We start from the raw sequence: 14870 nt of genomic DNA, 5'->3' as shown, positions 1-14870 counted from the left end.
AAAAAAGCACCCGCAGGAAACCCCGCAAGTGCCTTGTAACGTTCTTCAAGATGATTTCTTACCGTCCACCTTCGCACCGCTCAACGCGGACTAGATATACCCAGATCCATGCAAGGTTTCAAGCACTTTCTTCCAGCATATGGCCGATGTCAACGCCGCGATCCACGGCCACCCCAGCCGAAATACTGAGCATGCCGATTCCGCTCAAGGCATACCTGTGTCATCCATCCCCCCTTGTTAACCTCAAGGCATGTGGCCATCGCAAAGTGATATACTGTCAGAGCATTGAAGTCACAGTAACAGCCAGGCGTTTCCTGCTTAGAGATTTCACTGACGGAGGGGATAATAAAGGCCGGGTTAATGCTGGTAGCCCTCGTTCTGTACGCCATCCCTCTATTTTACATAGCACCGTCCGTTGCGAGCTGCATCAAATCTGACGATGGAAAGGAGAGACGGTATGAGACGCCTTATGACAGCCGCGCTGGTCCTTGTAACAACCGCCGTGTTGATGGGCATGGGTAGCCTGGGGGGCGCACCGGAAGGAGAGGTACCCAAAACGGATGAGAACATCAAGGTGCAGCTTACCGACCGCTCCGGAATGAAACTCGAATTAAGCAGGTTTTCTATGAACGGCAAGGTCTTTCTCGAGGGGAAACGAGGGGCGGGAGACATGAGCGTCTTCTTCCACGACCTGAAAGAAGTAGACCTTGGCCCAGCCAGTGGCGATACGGTGCCGGCCGATCTGCTGCTTAAATCCGGGCATCGCCTCCAACTCAAGATACGGACGGGTGCCGTCTTCCACGGAGAAACGGGAGAAGGAGCCTACCAGATCTCCGCGCCTGATGTGAGCCGGATCCGCATTCACTAGACAAGGGTACGCCGAAGCGAAAAAACCCGGAACTTGACGCGGGAAACGCAGGGGGAGCCATGAAAGAGGCGCTGTTTTTCGAGCGGGTAGAAGGGAACACGCTCGAGACCAACAGGATATGCAACGGGGCCTGTCCTGAATACGGCGCCGCGATAGCGGGCCTCGGCATCTGAAACGGTACGGTAAAACACAGAAAAAGCAGAGTGCTGGAACGGCGCGGGTCACCTTGTCAATCAAAGGGAGAAACCCATGAACGTGGAAATACACGACGTAAAAATCGAGTATCCCGAGGGATGCAACATCATCATAGGCCAGACACACTTCATCAAGACGGCCGAAGACCTGTACGAAGTCATAGCCACGACGGTACCGCAGGCCCGCTTCGGAGTCGCCTTTACCGAGGCATCCGGACCGTGCCTGATCAGGACCGAGGGGAACGACGAGGAGTTGGTCCAGGGATGTGTGCAGGTGCTCAATGCCATCGGCGCCGGTCATGTCTTCTGCGTTTTGCTGCGCGACGCCTACCCCATAAACGTGCTCAACCAGATCAAGAACTGCCCGGAGGTGTGCCGGATTTACTGTGCCACGGCAAACCCGCTCCAGGTAATCGTTGCCTCAACACTCCAGGGGTGGGGGATCCTCGGGGTCATCGACGGGCTGCCGCCCAAAGGGGTGGAAACGGACGAGGACCGGCAGGAGCGGCGCGACCTGCTGCGTCGTATCGGTTACAAGCGCTGAGAAGTTCAGAGGCTTGACGAAAACTAGGACAATCTCAAGGGGCGCACCCCAAAGGTGCGCCACGGACACGAGTGGCTCATGAATGACACCAAGCAAAGCCTACCCCCCGATATCCCGAATTTCTGGAAGTTCGCACCGTTCCTGCTCGTTCTTCTGCTAGTGTCGTTATGGAGCAGCACGTCCAACCTCAATGCTCCCCTGCGCCATACCATCAACTACAGCCAGTTCGTGGAGCAGCTTGACGCGGGCAACATCAAATCGGTGACCATCAGGAAGGAAGCCCTTAGCGGCGAATTGCGCAACGAGACGAGCCTCCCGCTGCAGGAAGGGGGGAAGCCCGCGCAGGTGAAATATTTCCAGACCACCCTTCCCACCTTCCAGGGGGAGGGGTTGCTCACCCTGTTGCAGGAAAAAAAGGTGACCATCAGCATCGAATCAGCCGAACACGGTGCGGTGTGGCAGACGGTGCTGACTTTGCTCCCCTGGCTGCTCATCATCGGTGTCTGGGTAGTGATCCTGAGAAAGAACCAGCAGATACAGGGCGGTCCGGGGGGACTCTTTACCTTCGGCGCGAGCAAGGCGAGGCTCTATGACGTCAACAAGCCGAGCGTGACCTTCAATGACGTTGCAGGCATGGACAGCGTTAAGCTGGAACTGAAGGAAACCATCGAGTTCCTGACGGACCCCTCCCGCTTTGAAAGGATCGGGGCGAAGGTTCCCAAGGGAGTGCTGCTGGTCGGCCCACCGGGGACCGGCAAGACTCTGATTGCCCGCGCTACGGCAGGCGAGGCGGCCGTCCCCTTTTACAGCATCAGCGCCTCGGAATTTGTCGAGATGTTCGTGGGGGTCGGCGCCTCACGCGTCAGGGATATGTTCAAGAAGGCCAAAAGCACCCATCCGAGCATCATCTTCATCGACGAGATCGACGCGGTCGGCCGGACCCGGGGCACGGGGCTTGGCGGGGGGCATGACGAGCGGGAGCAGACTTTGAACCAGCTGCTGAGCGAAATGGACGGATTCGACCCCCACGAGGAAGTTATCGTTATGGCCGCGACCAACCGACCTGACGTTCTGGACCCAGCGCTGCTCAGGCCGGGAAGGTTCGACCGCCATATCGTGATTGACCGGCCCGGCTGGAAGGAACGTAAGGCGATCCTGCAAATCCACGTACGCGGCAAGAAGCTGGCGCCAGATGTGGATCTGGAAACCCTGGCCAAGGGGACGCCGGGGATGACCGGTGCGGACCTGGAGAACCTTGCCAACGAAGCGGCGCTGGTAGCCTTGAGGCAGGGCAAGGAGCTGGTGGACGCGCATGATTTCAGCGAGGCCAAGGACATCATCCTGATGGGGTCGGTCAAGGAGCTGACCATCAGTGACGAGGAAAAGCAGATAACCGCCTACCATGAGGCCGGCCACACCCTCGTTGCCTGGGAACTGCCGGGCGCAGATCCGATCTACAAGGTCAGCATCATCCCCCGTGGCATGGCGATGGGGGTGACGCAGCTCCTACCGGGGGAAGATCGCCACTATTATCCCCGCTCCTACCTGATGAACCGGCTGAGCATAAGCCTTGCGGGCAGGGTCGCGGAGAAGATGGTGTATGCCGAGTTCAGCAGCGGAGCGCAGAACGACCTCAAAGACGCAACCGCGCTGGCCGAGAAGATGGTGGCGCAGTGGGGGATGAGTGACAAGGTGGGGCCGATGAACCTCGGCCGCGGCGAAGAGCATCCCTTCCTCGGCAGGGAACTCTCCCTGCCCAAACGTTACAGCGAGGAAATGGCCTGGGTCATGGACCAGGAGATCCAGCAGATCATAAGGGAAGCGGAGGCAACTGCGACCAGGGTACTGGGGGACAGGAGGGATACGCTCGATGCCCTGGCAAAGGCGCTGCTGCAGGAAGAGGTGCTCGAGAGGGCGGATGTGGAGCGGATACTGCGGGGTTCCTCGCCGCTACAAGGTGCCTAGTCAGAGAGAGACCACGTCAAACAAACGGCCCTCTTTCAAGCACTTTCTACGCCGAGTGCCCGCCCCTTCCCCATCTGCGGTATCTACAGGAACAGACGGTAATCGAGATCGAGCGCAGCAGCCAGCTTTTTGGCGGTTTCCCTGCCTATGGGCCTTTTGCCACGCTCCATTTCGGACAGGTGCCGCTGCGGTATCCCGCAGAGTTCCGACAGCCTGGTCTGTGTAACCCCCACCTTTCCTCGTGCGCCGCGCAGGATCGAGGCCGGCACGCTGCCGCGTCGCTCCGCCACCTCCCGCCAAGGGACCGACTCCGACTGTTCTAGTTGCTCGGTATTTCGCATCTGGTTAAAGACTGCACATTTCGCACACTTTGCTATATTTCATAACATGCCGAGCCGATAATTCCACCATTGGCGCTTCAGTCTTTCCGATGAGGACGGCTTTCTGCATAAAATGAATAATTTTTTTGAGGTAGATTACATGGAATGGAGCATGCCTATGGCCACGGTACAGTTTGAACAACTCACACCAGACACACAAGTGTTTCATGTGACCGGCACGATTGGGTACAAGGAGTTCCTTGATATCATAAGCAACTACGGTCCGAAGGTTACGAGACACCTGATTTGGGATTTCAACAACGCAGACATCAGTGCCCTCTCTGGTGATGAGATGAGGGCCTTGGCGTCAATCCTCTCAACAAAAGTCATCAACCGCACCCCCTACAGTAAGAGTGCATTCGTGGCGTCAAGGGATCTGACCTTCGGTATGTCACACATGTATACCGCAATCGTCAGCCTGTCAGGTATTCCATATCTGTACTCGGCATTCAGGACCGTCGAACATGCAATAAAGTGGATTGAATCGGAAACAGACCTTTGACCGGCCGGCCAGCAGTTACTTCAAACTGAATCACTGCCTGTCAAGCGCCCCTACTCTTCCTCTTGAGTGACCATCTGCAGGATGTTATGGCCCTTCGGCTTCCAAGCATCTTTGAACGCGCAAATGTAATCGGGGCATAATTTTTACTTATTTATGAATATGCGTTCAAAAAATACTTGCCAAAATCTGCGCGTTTGCATAAAAATGCCAAATCCTCCCACGTGGAAACCATCCCAAAGTCAGAAGGAGTAGTTGCTATGCGTAAGCTTGTCCTGTCGGCTGTTCTTGTAGTCTCTGTCATGTCACTAAACGGATGCATCATGCCTCATCAACCGACAGCGGAAGAGATGGAAATGCGTCAGAAACTAATGCAGGGTTTCCTTAACAGAATGGGACAGCCCCAGGAGGTCCAAGCCAAACAAGCGGCAAAGATCGAACAGGCTCCGGCCGTGAGCGAACAGGACCTCGCTGCGCAGATCGCCGCTTTCCCGGAACTTCCCGGTGGCGCAACCATTGTGAAGAAGAAGGACGGCTTTGAAGCGAACGGCAGGCGCCACATCGATCCCGAGGGGCAGATCGTCAAATACGGCTCCAGCGCCAGAACTGGCGATGTCACCTATATGGCCCAACTTTCCGAAGACAGCTATGCCATCAAGACCATGCGGGTCGGCAGCGAACCGATAACCATTGCCACCGCGAATGTGACCGCGACCGGCTGGAGCGTCGTCACCGCCACCGGCAAGAAACTCACAGGCGAAGCGATCATTCCATTGTCGCGAGGCTTCCTGGTCGGCCGTTCAACCGCCGGCTTCCTCTATACGCCCGGCAAAGGGATCACCAGCATAGCCATTCCTGACGGCTTCCTGATCGCACCGTTCCAGAACGGTGACATCATCGGAACGCGTTACCTCCTGGCGGAGCGTCAGGATGTCGACAAGAGCGACCAGGTGGGCGGCATCATGAATGCCGTGTCCAGTCTTGGGAGCACTCTCGGCATCAACAAGAAGGAAGACTACATCCTCCTCCACATGGACTCCGGGAAGCAGGTTCCCATCAATGTGAGCATGGATGACAAGAAGGAAGGCGACTACTCGCAGTGCCGCCGTAAGGGAGCGGTGATGAATGCCTGCAAGAAAGTGGAATTCTTCGAAAGCCTCTACGACAAGTATGGCATGCCCAACGGCGGTCACTACTACTGGCGCATTTCCTGGCAGAAAAGCGACAGCGGTCCGCTCCTGATCATCACCGAAAACAGCATGCGTGAAACCACCGTCGAGAACCTTGCCACCGGCAAGAAAACCCCGCTCTTCAACCGGCTGCTTGGCATCAACTACGTCATCGTGACGGAAAAGCCGGACGGCCGCATTGCCGCGACAGCAAAGCTGGGCTTTGATACCCAGACCATTGATGATGTCGAGCAGGCTCTTAACAAAGTGACCACCGCAGCACAATAGGAAGTACATCTTTAAATTGAAAAAAGGCCCCGGCGCGAAGCTGTACAAGCTCTCGCCGGGGCCTTTTCTTATGTTACGGAGTGTGTCCATGATAAGGGAAGCGTAAAAGTCTCTGGAGCTGGATCTTATAAACTTATAGGCGTCCCCTTTCTCCTATATAGGCGTCCCCTTTCTTCTACCCGGGTTACAGATGTCAAGACGGCGGCATAATTGATGGAGGGCACAAAAAAAGAAACTGCTTTGGGCAGGTTGCCGCTGTAATTAGGACTCGTTTTTAGCAAGTCCAATTGCGGTCTCTGACCAAAGCAGTTTCGTTGGTGGCTCCCGGCGGCAGAGTAACGTTTTTAATGCTAGCAGTGTCTACGCTCAGCGGTCGGTTTTTTCAGGACCGATGGCTGGTGGAGCGGGAGCCTTTACCTGGTTCTGAAGGTTTTCGCTTTCGATAGATGTGGTTGGCATCCTTTCGGTACGATTGTCTTCATAGCAGGTTAGAGTAATTATCTGCCTGTCAGCTAGAAATGCAAACAGGAATTTTGGACATAACAGGCGCCAGAATTCCCGCCCTCCCCTCGCACCAACGGGGAGGGCGCCCGACCTCGCCACCCCACGTCTTCTCCGCGCTGCACCCGACAGTATGCGATGGTGTGTGTACCGTGCCATAGCCAGTAATCCGATACAACTCCAGGCCCCGTCGGCTGGAATCAGGTCACTGCGATATCGAGGGTGCCTTCCCATAGACCATGGAGGTTGCACTGCTGTTTTGCCACCAGTGTAACCTTCCCGGTCGACGCTGCCTCTTTGGGGACCAAAACGGTGAAGGCAACTTTCGGTACCAGGTACCCCCTCGGCTGCAGATCCACTCTTCCAGCGGGCTCGTTGCCAAGGCTGAGCTCGATAAAGCCTATCCAGTGGGCGGGCATCATCCCGTGGAGCACTTCCCCGACCGATACTTCAACGGTGAAAGGCTTGCCGGCCGTTACTGATGCAGGAGCGGTGATGACAGGCGCATGGCTTTTTTCGAGCGGAGTCTTTTTAGTTGGGTCCTTAACCCTGTTGATAGTATCGAAGAGCCTCATGTCAACTTGGGTCGGGAAATAGCGCTCGGCCGCCGCTACCGTTCCAGCGAAGCCCGCGACTAAGGAGCCGGCAACTGTGGTTTTCAGAAAAGCCCGTCTGTTCATTTGAAACCTCCTCATGACATTGTCACCAGTCTGTTAACGATTGTGCCCCATCTGAGTCTAGTGGCTGGACGAGACAAGTCAACGGAAGGTCGCCCATAATAGCAATACAGGGGGGCAGTGCGGTACGTACCACAGTGGAGGGCAGCCGGTGGAAGTAACTCAGGTGAACGTCTCCACCGGCGTGACTGACACGGTGCTGGCGGAGATCTATAGGATGGGCCCGGGCCTTCGAGCGGCTGGCAGGCAATGCTATCAAGTCGGCCATGCAAAGGGGAGAACTGCAGAGGTAGAATAAGAGCAAAAAAGGCCTACAGCGTTTGGGAGGGGGGGACGTTGTTGATTTGGCTGACTTGCTGGAGTGAAATCAACTAAGTCAACAACTTACCTCTGCCCCCCTACTGTTTTTGGGGCGACTCTCTATTTTTCTATATTTCTTGGAGGCTTCAGCTTATGGACAATTCTTTTTGCATGTCCATCAAGGGCAAGAAAAAGTTCTAACGGTATGTCAACCATCTGCACTTTGCACGGCCGGACAGTAACCACCTCGAAACTTACACTTTCCTCCCTACCGCTCAATTTCCGCAGCGACCAACGGGAGTGTAGGATAAGGGTGAAGCTGTGGCCTGTGCCGGTCTCCTTGTATACCGTACCGTTGTCTAAATAGACCTTGATCTTGTCCAATGTCAGAATGCTGTGAAACCGGGTTGAAGAGGAATAGCTCGCCGAGGTTTGCGAGCCAGGCAGTCCCCCTCCTTTCTGCTCTGCCGCAGCAACATTGCTTGGACCATTGATGTTGCGCAGTTCTTCTACAACACTGGAACGTAGATTCTCTACTAGTTTAATTTCCTGTACGACCTGCTGGATATAACTCTCATTATAAGCTTCAGTTGACATGCAGAGAGGCAGTGCAACGGGAGCCAACAACGCGGACACGGAAACCCGTAGAGGCCATAAAATAGCATCTGCCGCGGTATTCACATTTGCCTGCCACCAATACCATCCCCTTGAATCAGCTTCAAGAATCACATCGGGCGAAATTTCAACTCCAATGGGAATTAAGTCAGTCCTTTCAATTGAGGATGGAAAAGCAGCAGTCGGCTGAGCTGCTTGCGGAATACGGGGTGCACATCCCATTTGCGGCAGAATCAGACATATGAGGAATGACAGGACAGTGATTTGAGGAGATATACTGCGCATCACCTGCTCCTCTCCCTGCTGCTTTTCTGAGTTTTCCAATCCTCTGGCGGTTTGAACCATGTCCCATAGGAGCCAGGGACTTTTTGCCAGCCCTCACGCTCTATTCCATCGCAGTATAAATCTTCAGCGGTATTCCAGAGAAACCGGTTTGTCACGAAACTACACGGACCCGGATAGCCATTTTTTTGCCGAATCTTAGTAATAACATTCCTCTCTCTTACTGCGTAAGTCTCCATTTCGACGATATCTCCCACATCAGCTTTCAGACCAGGTCTGACGAAGGCAATTTCACCACCTCCACTGTAAGGGCCTTGAAATCCGACGGTGACAACAAAACTGCCATCGACGACATCCTCACCCTTACCCCCAAGGCGCAAAAAGCAGGCGTAACGTCGTCCCTCATCGAGGCTTATGAATTTGTCACGGGAATAGACACTATCGATTTTGCGAAGTACCAATGCACCGCTTGGGATCTCTGTAGCAGCACACCCTGCAAGGAAAGCCAGCAACGTGACCATGTATGTGTGCCGCGCCTTGAGCATGGGTTGTCTCACATCTCGGAGGTTAATACATTAATCGTTGAAGTATATCAAAAAGGTTCCAGATGACGACCGCCATGGTAATTTGCCACGTTGAAGGGGGGGCGCCAACCGTGGGAGGGGGGGGACGTTGTTGATTTGGTTGACTTGCTGGAGTGAACTCAACGAAGTCAACAACGTCCCCCTGCCCCCTTTGCGACAATGCAAGCCTGACCCCAGTTATCTCACTGCGTCTCATTCTGACGGAAGTGATGTCACCGGTAGCTCTCTCGCAAGCGGCTCGTCCTCTCGGGCCGGAACGAGGTGCCAATTCTGAATTCGTTCTAGGTGCGTCAGTACCCACCGTTCTTCATCCGCAAGAAAGACCGGCACTTCTCCTTTACTGTAAGCCGGGGGAGCAATGGTTGTGGCCCACTCCGGAATTTGGGGGTGAGACCTCATCACCAGAGTTGCATCAACGAAATCCTCGCCCTGATAGACTCCAGTTTCTGGGGAGTAAAAATAGATTTTCATGGCGATTCTCCAGGCGTTTTCGTTTCATTCCTAAATATCACCATATCCCTTGGCATATTAAGACGGTGTGAAAATCCCCACCGAGGGCGTTAAGAAGCCGTGAAGACAAAAGCCGTACTCCTGATACGGTTGGCGGGGGAGGGGGACGTTGTTGAGTTGGTTGACTTACTGGAGTGAACTCAACGAAGTCAACAACGTCCCCCTGCCACCCTGCCCTCCCGGAGTGACATCGCAACATTGCATGCCTGGTCCCAGGTACCCTTAAAATTTAGACCAGCGCGTGCAGGCCAGCTAGGGGCAGGACAGTTGGTCCGCCCGCATGAGGCTGTGCACCCGCTGTTTTCGTGATCCCCCAAGCTGAAGGACTTTGGATCGGCTTGCGGTTTCAAAGGATGCGGATACTATAAATGATGTATTTCCCCCCCTCCCGTCCGCCCAAACACACTCTTTTTCCTATTTACGTCCTGGAAGGAGGTTAGGCTCCGATGACACAGCCCCCCTCAGAATCATGTCATGAAGATGCACCTGGTCTTACCAGGCAAGTGACACTTGGTCAGTTGGAAAAGAAAAGGAGTACTGAAGAAATCAGGAAAGCATATCTCCCATCAAATGTGAAAATTCTGCTAGTTGCGGAATCACCGCCATCAAATGGGGATTTCTTTTATGTGAAAAGTGAAATGACGCGCTACACGATGGTGGCATTTGAGAAGGCATCCGGACTCAAATTCAAAAGCATTAGACATTTTCTCGAATACTTCAAGGATTGTGGCTGTTACTGAGATGACATAACTGAGACGCCAGTAAACAATCTTCCGTGTACCGAAAGAGAACAGCTTCTCAAGTCTTGCATTCCTGACTTGTCCAGACGGATCAAGCAGATGCAGCCGACCGTCATTGTTACTGTACTGAAGAGAATTGAAACTCATGTGCTGAAAGCAATCGATCAATCTGGAATATCAACCAAAGCTTATACCTTACCTTTCCCCGGCAATGGGCACCAGAACAGATACACAGCGAAGCTAGTTGAAATTCTTCAACAGCACCTTTCCAGTAATAACAGGTGCAGTAAACCTTGCGATGACAAGCGAGTCTGAAATTAAGCTGAGCAGTACAAACAATGAGTATTCAGATGTCTCTTTGCTATTTGAAGATTGGCGAGCAGCAGGAAGACAGGGTAACGAGTGGGGACTAGCTAGGTTTATGGCGCTTCAGTTCTGTCGCAGGTTTTATGCCTCGCATGGAGTTGTGCCCCATGTAATTGCACATGAAGGTCTTGGGTATTACGGAATCCGGTTTGGCTATGTCAGTTGTAAAGGGAACGGCGGGGACGTTGTTAATATTTTCACTTTTGCTCTACGTGCCCCACCTAATGCAAGTAGATTAACAACGTCCCCCTGCCCCATTGATCGGTATTTTGGTTCCTGCCGGTCGTGGACAAAGTTTCGGTTTCCATGTTCACACCCCGATATCTTCATTCCACAGTTCGGGCTTTTGCCGAATAAACTCCTCCATCATACCAATACACTGCTCGTCCTGCAGAACTTCAACAGTCACATTACGCGATCTGAGGACATCCTCTTCACCCATGAACGTGCGGTTCTCCCCGATTATGACATGCGGTATCCCATACAAGATAATGGCACCGCTGCACATAGGGCAAGGCGAGAGAGTGGTATAAAGCACGCAGTTCCGATATACAGAGGCAGGCTGGCGCCCGGCATTCTCCAGAGCATCCATCTCACCATGCAGAATAGCACTTCCTTTTTGCACTCTTCGGTTACGGCCCCTGCCGATAATTTTGCCGTCATGCACTATAACTGACCCGATTGGTACTCCGCCTTCTGACAAACCGGTTCGAGCCTCTTCCAAAGCTGCTTGCATGAATTTGTCCATGATAAATTCCTCTCAGAGTTCAGTGTCGACATACACTGGAACAGGCGCAGTGTATGCGATTTTGTCTCGCATTGATATGATACTGTAAATCACGATATCGTCAGTGACCAGGGTGACGAGTTTTCTCTGCTGGCACAAAGTGGCACAAAGGGACACATATAAGATTATAAGTTTTCTGAGCGTCTTTAAGGCAACGAGAGAGCGGCGTAAGGCCTGCCAAAACAAAAAAGGGTTACAGCATTTGCTGTAACCCTTTTATTTATTAGTGGGGTCCCCAATACGAAAGAATTCGAACCTTTGCAGAAATACCTATTGAGGTCCCTCTTAACGAGCATATACCATCCCACCGCAAGATAGCAGAGGAGGTGGCGCTTCTTCGCCAAGAGGGACTACCCTTAACCACTATTGCAAAACAACTAAGGGTTTCGAAAAAAACAGCAGCAGAAGCAGCTAGACTATTGAAAGGAGAAACGCTGTAAGCTACTGTAATGACAGTGATCACCCAATCGCACAAATTAACCATTGTGAATCGGCTTAGAGTTTGCCCCCTGTATCGGCGTCCAAAGTTGCCCTACCCCATGCGGGCACCCACTGAAGACAAAAGACGAAAACGCATTACATGAAAGAGTCTTATTTAAACCCAAAGTTGATGGCAAAAATCAGTGCCATGCCCGAATCTATCGCTGAACCAATAGGTAGTACGTTTAAAGTCATCAAGGGTTAAAAACAGCAACATAGGTAACTTAGAACCAGCAGCATGCTAATGGATTAAAGAGTCATTGGCCAAAAAATTGTTAAAAGCTTTCTGTATATCTGTAATTGTCACAACATTCGTAGTGCCGACATCCACACAGTCTACCCCGGTCTCGACACCAAGAAACCTATTTATTACGTTAAAAACTTCCGCAATAGAGATCTGACCGTCATTGTTACAGTCCCCAACCTTATTAACGACCTGACCTATAATCACTTCTGAGTACCAGCTTTCATTACCGTTTGTCTGATTTTCGTTAACAGCAGTGTCAGGATCGTCTTTGGTAATGTCATAGTCATTGTCGTAGGCTGTGACCGCTACATGATAAATTTTGGTCGGATCAATCCCGGTAAGCGTGTAACTGGTGCCACTGCCTACATCAGCACTGTTCGCGTATGAGTATCCAGCTTCTGTCCCCCAGTAAATTTTGAACCCTGCAACGTCACCCTCAGGATTGGCCTTCCAGCTTAAGGTAACATCAGTACCATTTAGGCTTGCTTTGACTTCAGAGGGCGGAGAAATCGGAGCTGCAACATTGGGAATAGTCAGGTATGGGACATAATTCACAACGCCTTTTGAACCATCATCTAGCCAATCGTATATCTTCGCCTGAATAGCACCATCTACAGCAGTACCCCACCAATTATTAATTGCCGATAGTGCTGGTGTACTGTTCACATTCCGATTGTAAATGGCATAAGGGACTAAATCAAACAAGTTATTACTACTAATTACAGTGTTTGACTCCCAAAAACCATTACCCGATACGATAGTAGAATTGTTGTATTGATCACCACTATTGCCACTAAAAGTATTAGATAACAGGTAACTAATGCCAGATTGATTTTCCATGGACACTGCTGTAGCTGCACTGTTAACTATGCTATTATAAGAAAAAGAAACCGTGCCAGGAGATGAGCTCGCAGTAACACCAATACTATTACCAGCAATAATATTGTTATTTACAACTCCGTTCCCGAGAGATATCCCACACTGGTTGTTTCTTATTACATTTCCGCTAACGTTCATTACAGCGCTTCCAAAACTAAAACCGGTTATGCCACAGCCACCATTACCGTACAACTCACTATCGCGAACGACGGCTTTTGCCGCATTACTTGAGAATACGCCGCTGGCTAAACTATTCCGAATTACACTGCGGCTGATGTATGGCGATGCCTGGTTTAGATAGACCATACCATCTGGCCCTGCTCCGTATTCGACAATACTGTGCTCGATGATACTACCGTTTAAATAATTACCAGCAGAATCGAAAACGGCAGCAGTACTCGTAGCATCAAAGTAAATACGCCCCCAGTCCCCAGCAGCAGGTGAAGTTTGCCCCGATGTAAATATTATTGGCTGGGCAAAAGTCCCACGAGCTAGCAAGGTACCATTGATTTGGAGAACTCTGTCTTTATCAAATTTGACAACAACACCAGGCTCGACCGTCAGGGTTGTCCCAACAGGTACAAGAATGTTGTTCAGCACCACATACGGGCTGTTTGATTTTGTCCAAGTCGTATTTGAGGTAAGAACACCATATACTGGGGTTCCTGTCAGGCTGGTGTGAAGAACAATGCTGCTGCTACCCCCCTCTGAAAGATTTCCTGCCGCATCCTTAAACCAGACATAGACGGTCTTTGTTCCAGCTGCTCCACTTAAGACAAAGGGAATATTGGCAGCGTAAGCCTTTACCGTAGCAACAGTGGTCCATCCACTATCGTCTGCTTTAGGTATCGCTGAGGACTCAGAGATCCAATAGCCCACAATGCCCGTATTATCTGTCCCAACAAGTGCCAGGGAGACATTAACAGAAAGTGTAGCTGGAATACCGCCATCAATAAAGTTGATACTTCTGTTTACCGGTGCCTCTGTATCATTTGGTGGTGTGGCTGTCACTACCACTTCTGAGTACCAGCTTTCATTACCGTTTGTCTGATTTTCGTTAACAGCAGTGTCAGGATCGTCTTTGGTAATGTCATAGTCATTGTCGTAGGCTGTGACCGCTACATGATAAATTTTGGTCGGATCAATCCCGGTAAGCGTGTAACTGGTGCCACTGCCTACATCAGCACTGTTCGCGTATGAGTATCCAGCTTCTGTCCCCCAGTAAATTTTGAACCCTGCAACGTCACCCTCAGGATTGGCCTTCCAGCTTAAGGTAACATCAGTACCATTTAGGCTTGCTTTGACTTCAGAGGGCGGAGAAATCGGAGCTGCAACATTGGGAATAGTCAGGTATGGGACATAATTCACAACGCCTTTTGAACCATCATCTAGCCAATCGTATATCTTCGCCTGAATAGCACCATCTACAGCAGTACCCCACCAATTATTAATTGCCGATAGTGCTGGTGTACTGTTCACATTCCGATTGTAAATGGCATAAGGGACTAAATCAAACAAGTTATTACTACTAATTACAGTGTTTGACTCCCAAAAACCATTACCCGATACGATAGTAGAATTGTTGTATTGATCACCACTATTGCCACTAAAAGTATTAGATAACAGGTAACTAATGCCAGATTGATTTTCCATGGACACTGCTGTAGCTGCACTGTTAACTATGCTATTATAAGAAAAAGAAACCGTGCCAGGAGATGAGCTCGCAGTAACACCAATACTATTACCAGCAATAATATTGTTATTTACAACTCCGTTCCCGAGAGATATCCCACACTGGTTGTTTCTTATTACATTTCCGCTAACGTTCATTACAGCGCTTCCAAAACTAAAACCGGTTATGCCACAGCCACCATTACCGTACAACTCACTATCGCGAACGACGGCTTTTGCCGCATTACTTGAGAATACGCCGCTGGCTAAACTATTCCGAATTACACTGCGGCTGATGTATGGCGATGCCTGGTTTAGATAGAC

Annotated in this window: 13 protein-coding genes; 6 read left to right on the top strand and 7 right to left on the bottom strand. The window is 51.4% G+C overall.

All coding sequences use genetic code 11. The features are described from left to right. Window positions 1–457 precede the first annotated feature (457 nt). From E4633_RS07330 to ftsH, 3 genes are all read left to right on the top strand, one after another. The gene (locus tag E4633_RS07330) at window positions 458–868 is read left to right on the top strand and encodes a hypothetical protein (protein ID WP_135869614.1); all 411 of its coding nucleotides are present in this window, start codon (window positions 458–460) and stop codon (window positions 866–868) included. Window positions 869–1117: 249 nt separating this feature from the next. After that, window positions 1118–1606: an adenosine-specific kinase gene (locus tag E4633_RS07325; protein ID WP_135869613.1), complete on the top strand. Its 489-nt coding sequence runs from the start codon at window positions 1118–1120 to the stop codon at window positions 1604–1606. Window positions 1607–1684: 78 nt separating this feature from the next. After that, window positions 1685–3571: an ATP-dependent zinc metalloprotease FtsH gene (gene ftsH, locus E4633_RS07320; protein ID WP_135869612.1), complete on the top strand. Its 1887-nt coding sequence runs from the start codon at window positions 1685–1687 to the stop codon at window positions 3569–3571. Window positions 3572–3654: 83 nt separating this feature from the next. On the opposite strand, the gene E4633_RS07315 is transcribed toward ftsH, so the two are convergent. Further along, entirely contained in the window at window positions 3655–3912 is a 258-nt protein-coding gene (locus tag E4633_RS07315) for a helix-turn-helix domain-containing protein (RefSeq protein WP_135869611.1), read from the bottom strand. A gap of 157 nt (window positions 3913–4069) precedes the next feature. Between E4633_RS07315 and E4633_RS07310 the strand changes: the two genes are divergently transcribed. Together E4633_RS07310 and E4633_RS07305 are read left to right on the top strand one after the other, a co-directional pair. Then, window positions 4070–4453, top strand: a complete 384-nt coding sequence (locus E4633_RS07310) for a hypothetical protein (RefSeq protein ID WP_135869610.1) — start codon at window positions 4070–4072, stop codon at window positions 4451–4453. Between the two features lie 257 nt (window positions 4454–4710). After that, the gene (locus E4633_RS07305) at window positions 4711–5907 is read left to right on the top strand and encodes a hypothetical protein (RefSeq protein WP_135869609.1); all 1197 of its coding nucleotides are present in this window, start codon (window positions 4711–4713) and stop codon (window positions 5905–5907) included. Window positions 5908–6608: 701 nt separating this feature from the next. Here E4633_RS07305 and E4633_RS07300 read toward each other — a convergent pair. From E4633_RS07300 to E4633_RS20550, 4 genes are all read right to left on the bottom strand, one after another. Next, complete coding sequence (locus tag E4633_RS07300; protein ID WP_135869608.1) at window positions 6609–7088, bottom strand: class II SORL domain-containing protein; 480 nt, start codon at window positions 7086–7088, stop codon at window positions 6609–6611. Window positions 7089–7505: 417 nt separating this feature from the next. Then, window positions 7506–8285 (bottom strand): hypothetical protein, encoded by a 780-nt coding sequence (locus E4633_RS07295; protein WP_135869607.1) that lies wholly within the window; start codon window positions 8283–8285, stop codon window positions 7506–7508. After that, on the bottom strand, window positions 8285–8827 hold the full coding sequence (locus E4633_RS07290) for a hypothetical protein (RefSeq protein WP_135869606.1): 543 nt from the start codon (window positions 8825–8827) through the stop codon (window positions 8285–8287). The genes E4633_RS07295 and E4633_RS07290 overlap by 1 nt, the downstream gene beginning before the upstream one ends. Before the next feature lie 231 nt (window positions 8828–9058). Then, window positions 9059–9337, bottom strand: a complete 279-nt coding sequence (locus E4633_RS20550) for a hypothetical protein (RefSeq protein WP_198419408.1) — start codon at window positions 9335–9337, stop codon at window positions 9059–9061. Window positions 9338–9822: 485 nt separating this feature from the next. On the opposite strand from E4633_RS20550, the gene E4633_RS07280 reads away from it, so the two are divergent. Continuing rightward, window positions 9823–10116: a hypothetical protein gene (locus E4633_RS07280; RefSeq protein ID WP_135869605.1), complete on the top strand. Its 294-nt coding sequence runs from the start codon at window positions 9823–9825 to the stop codon at window positions 10114–10116. Between the two features lie 676 nt (window positions 10117–10792). Here the strand turns inward: E4633_RS07280 and E4633_RS07275 are convergent. Next, window positions 10793–11230, bottom strand: a complete 438-nt coding sequence (locus E4633_RS07275) for a nucleoside deaminase (protein ID WP_135869604.1) — start codon at window positions 11228–11230, stop codon at window positions 10793–10795. 760 nt (window positions 11231–11990) lie between these two features. Next, window positions 11991–14870 (bottom strand): fibronectin type III domain-containing protein (locus tag E4633_RS07270; protein WP_198419407.1); only part of this gene is annotated, 2880 nt, incomplete at its 5' end.

This window comes from Geomonas terrae, assembly GCF_004791675.1.
GTDB lineage: Bacteria > Desulfobacterota > Desulfuromonadia > Geobacterales > Geobacteraceae > Geomonas > Geomonas edaphica.
Note: the sequence above shows the minus strand (reverse complement) of the source record. Positions and strands in the feature narration are given on the sequence as shown.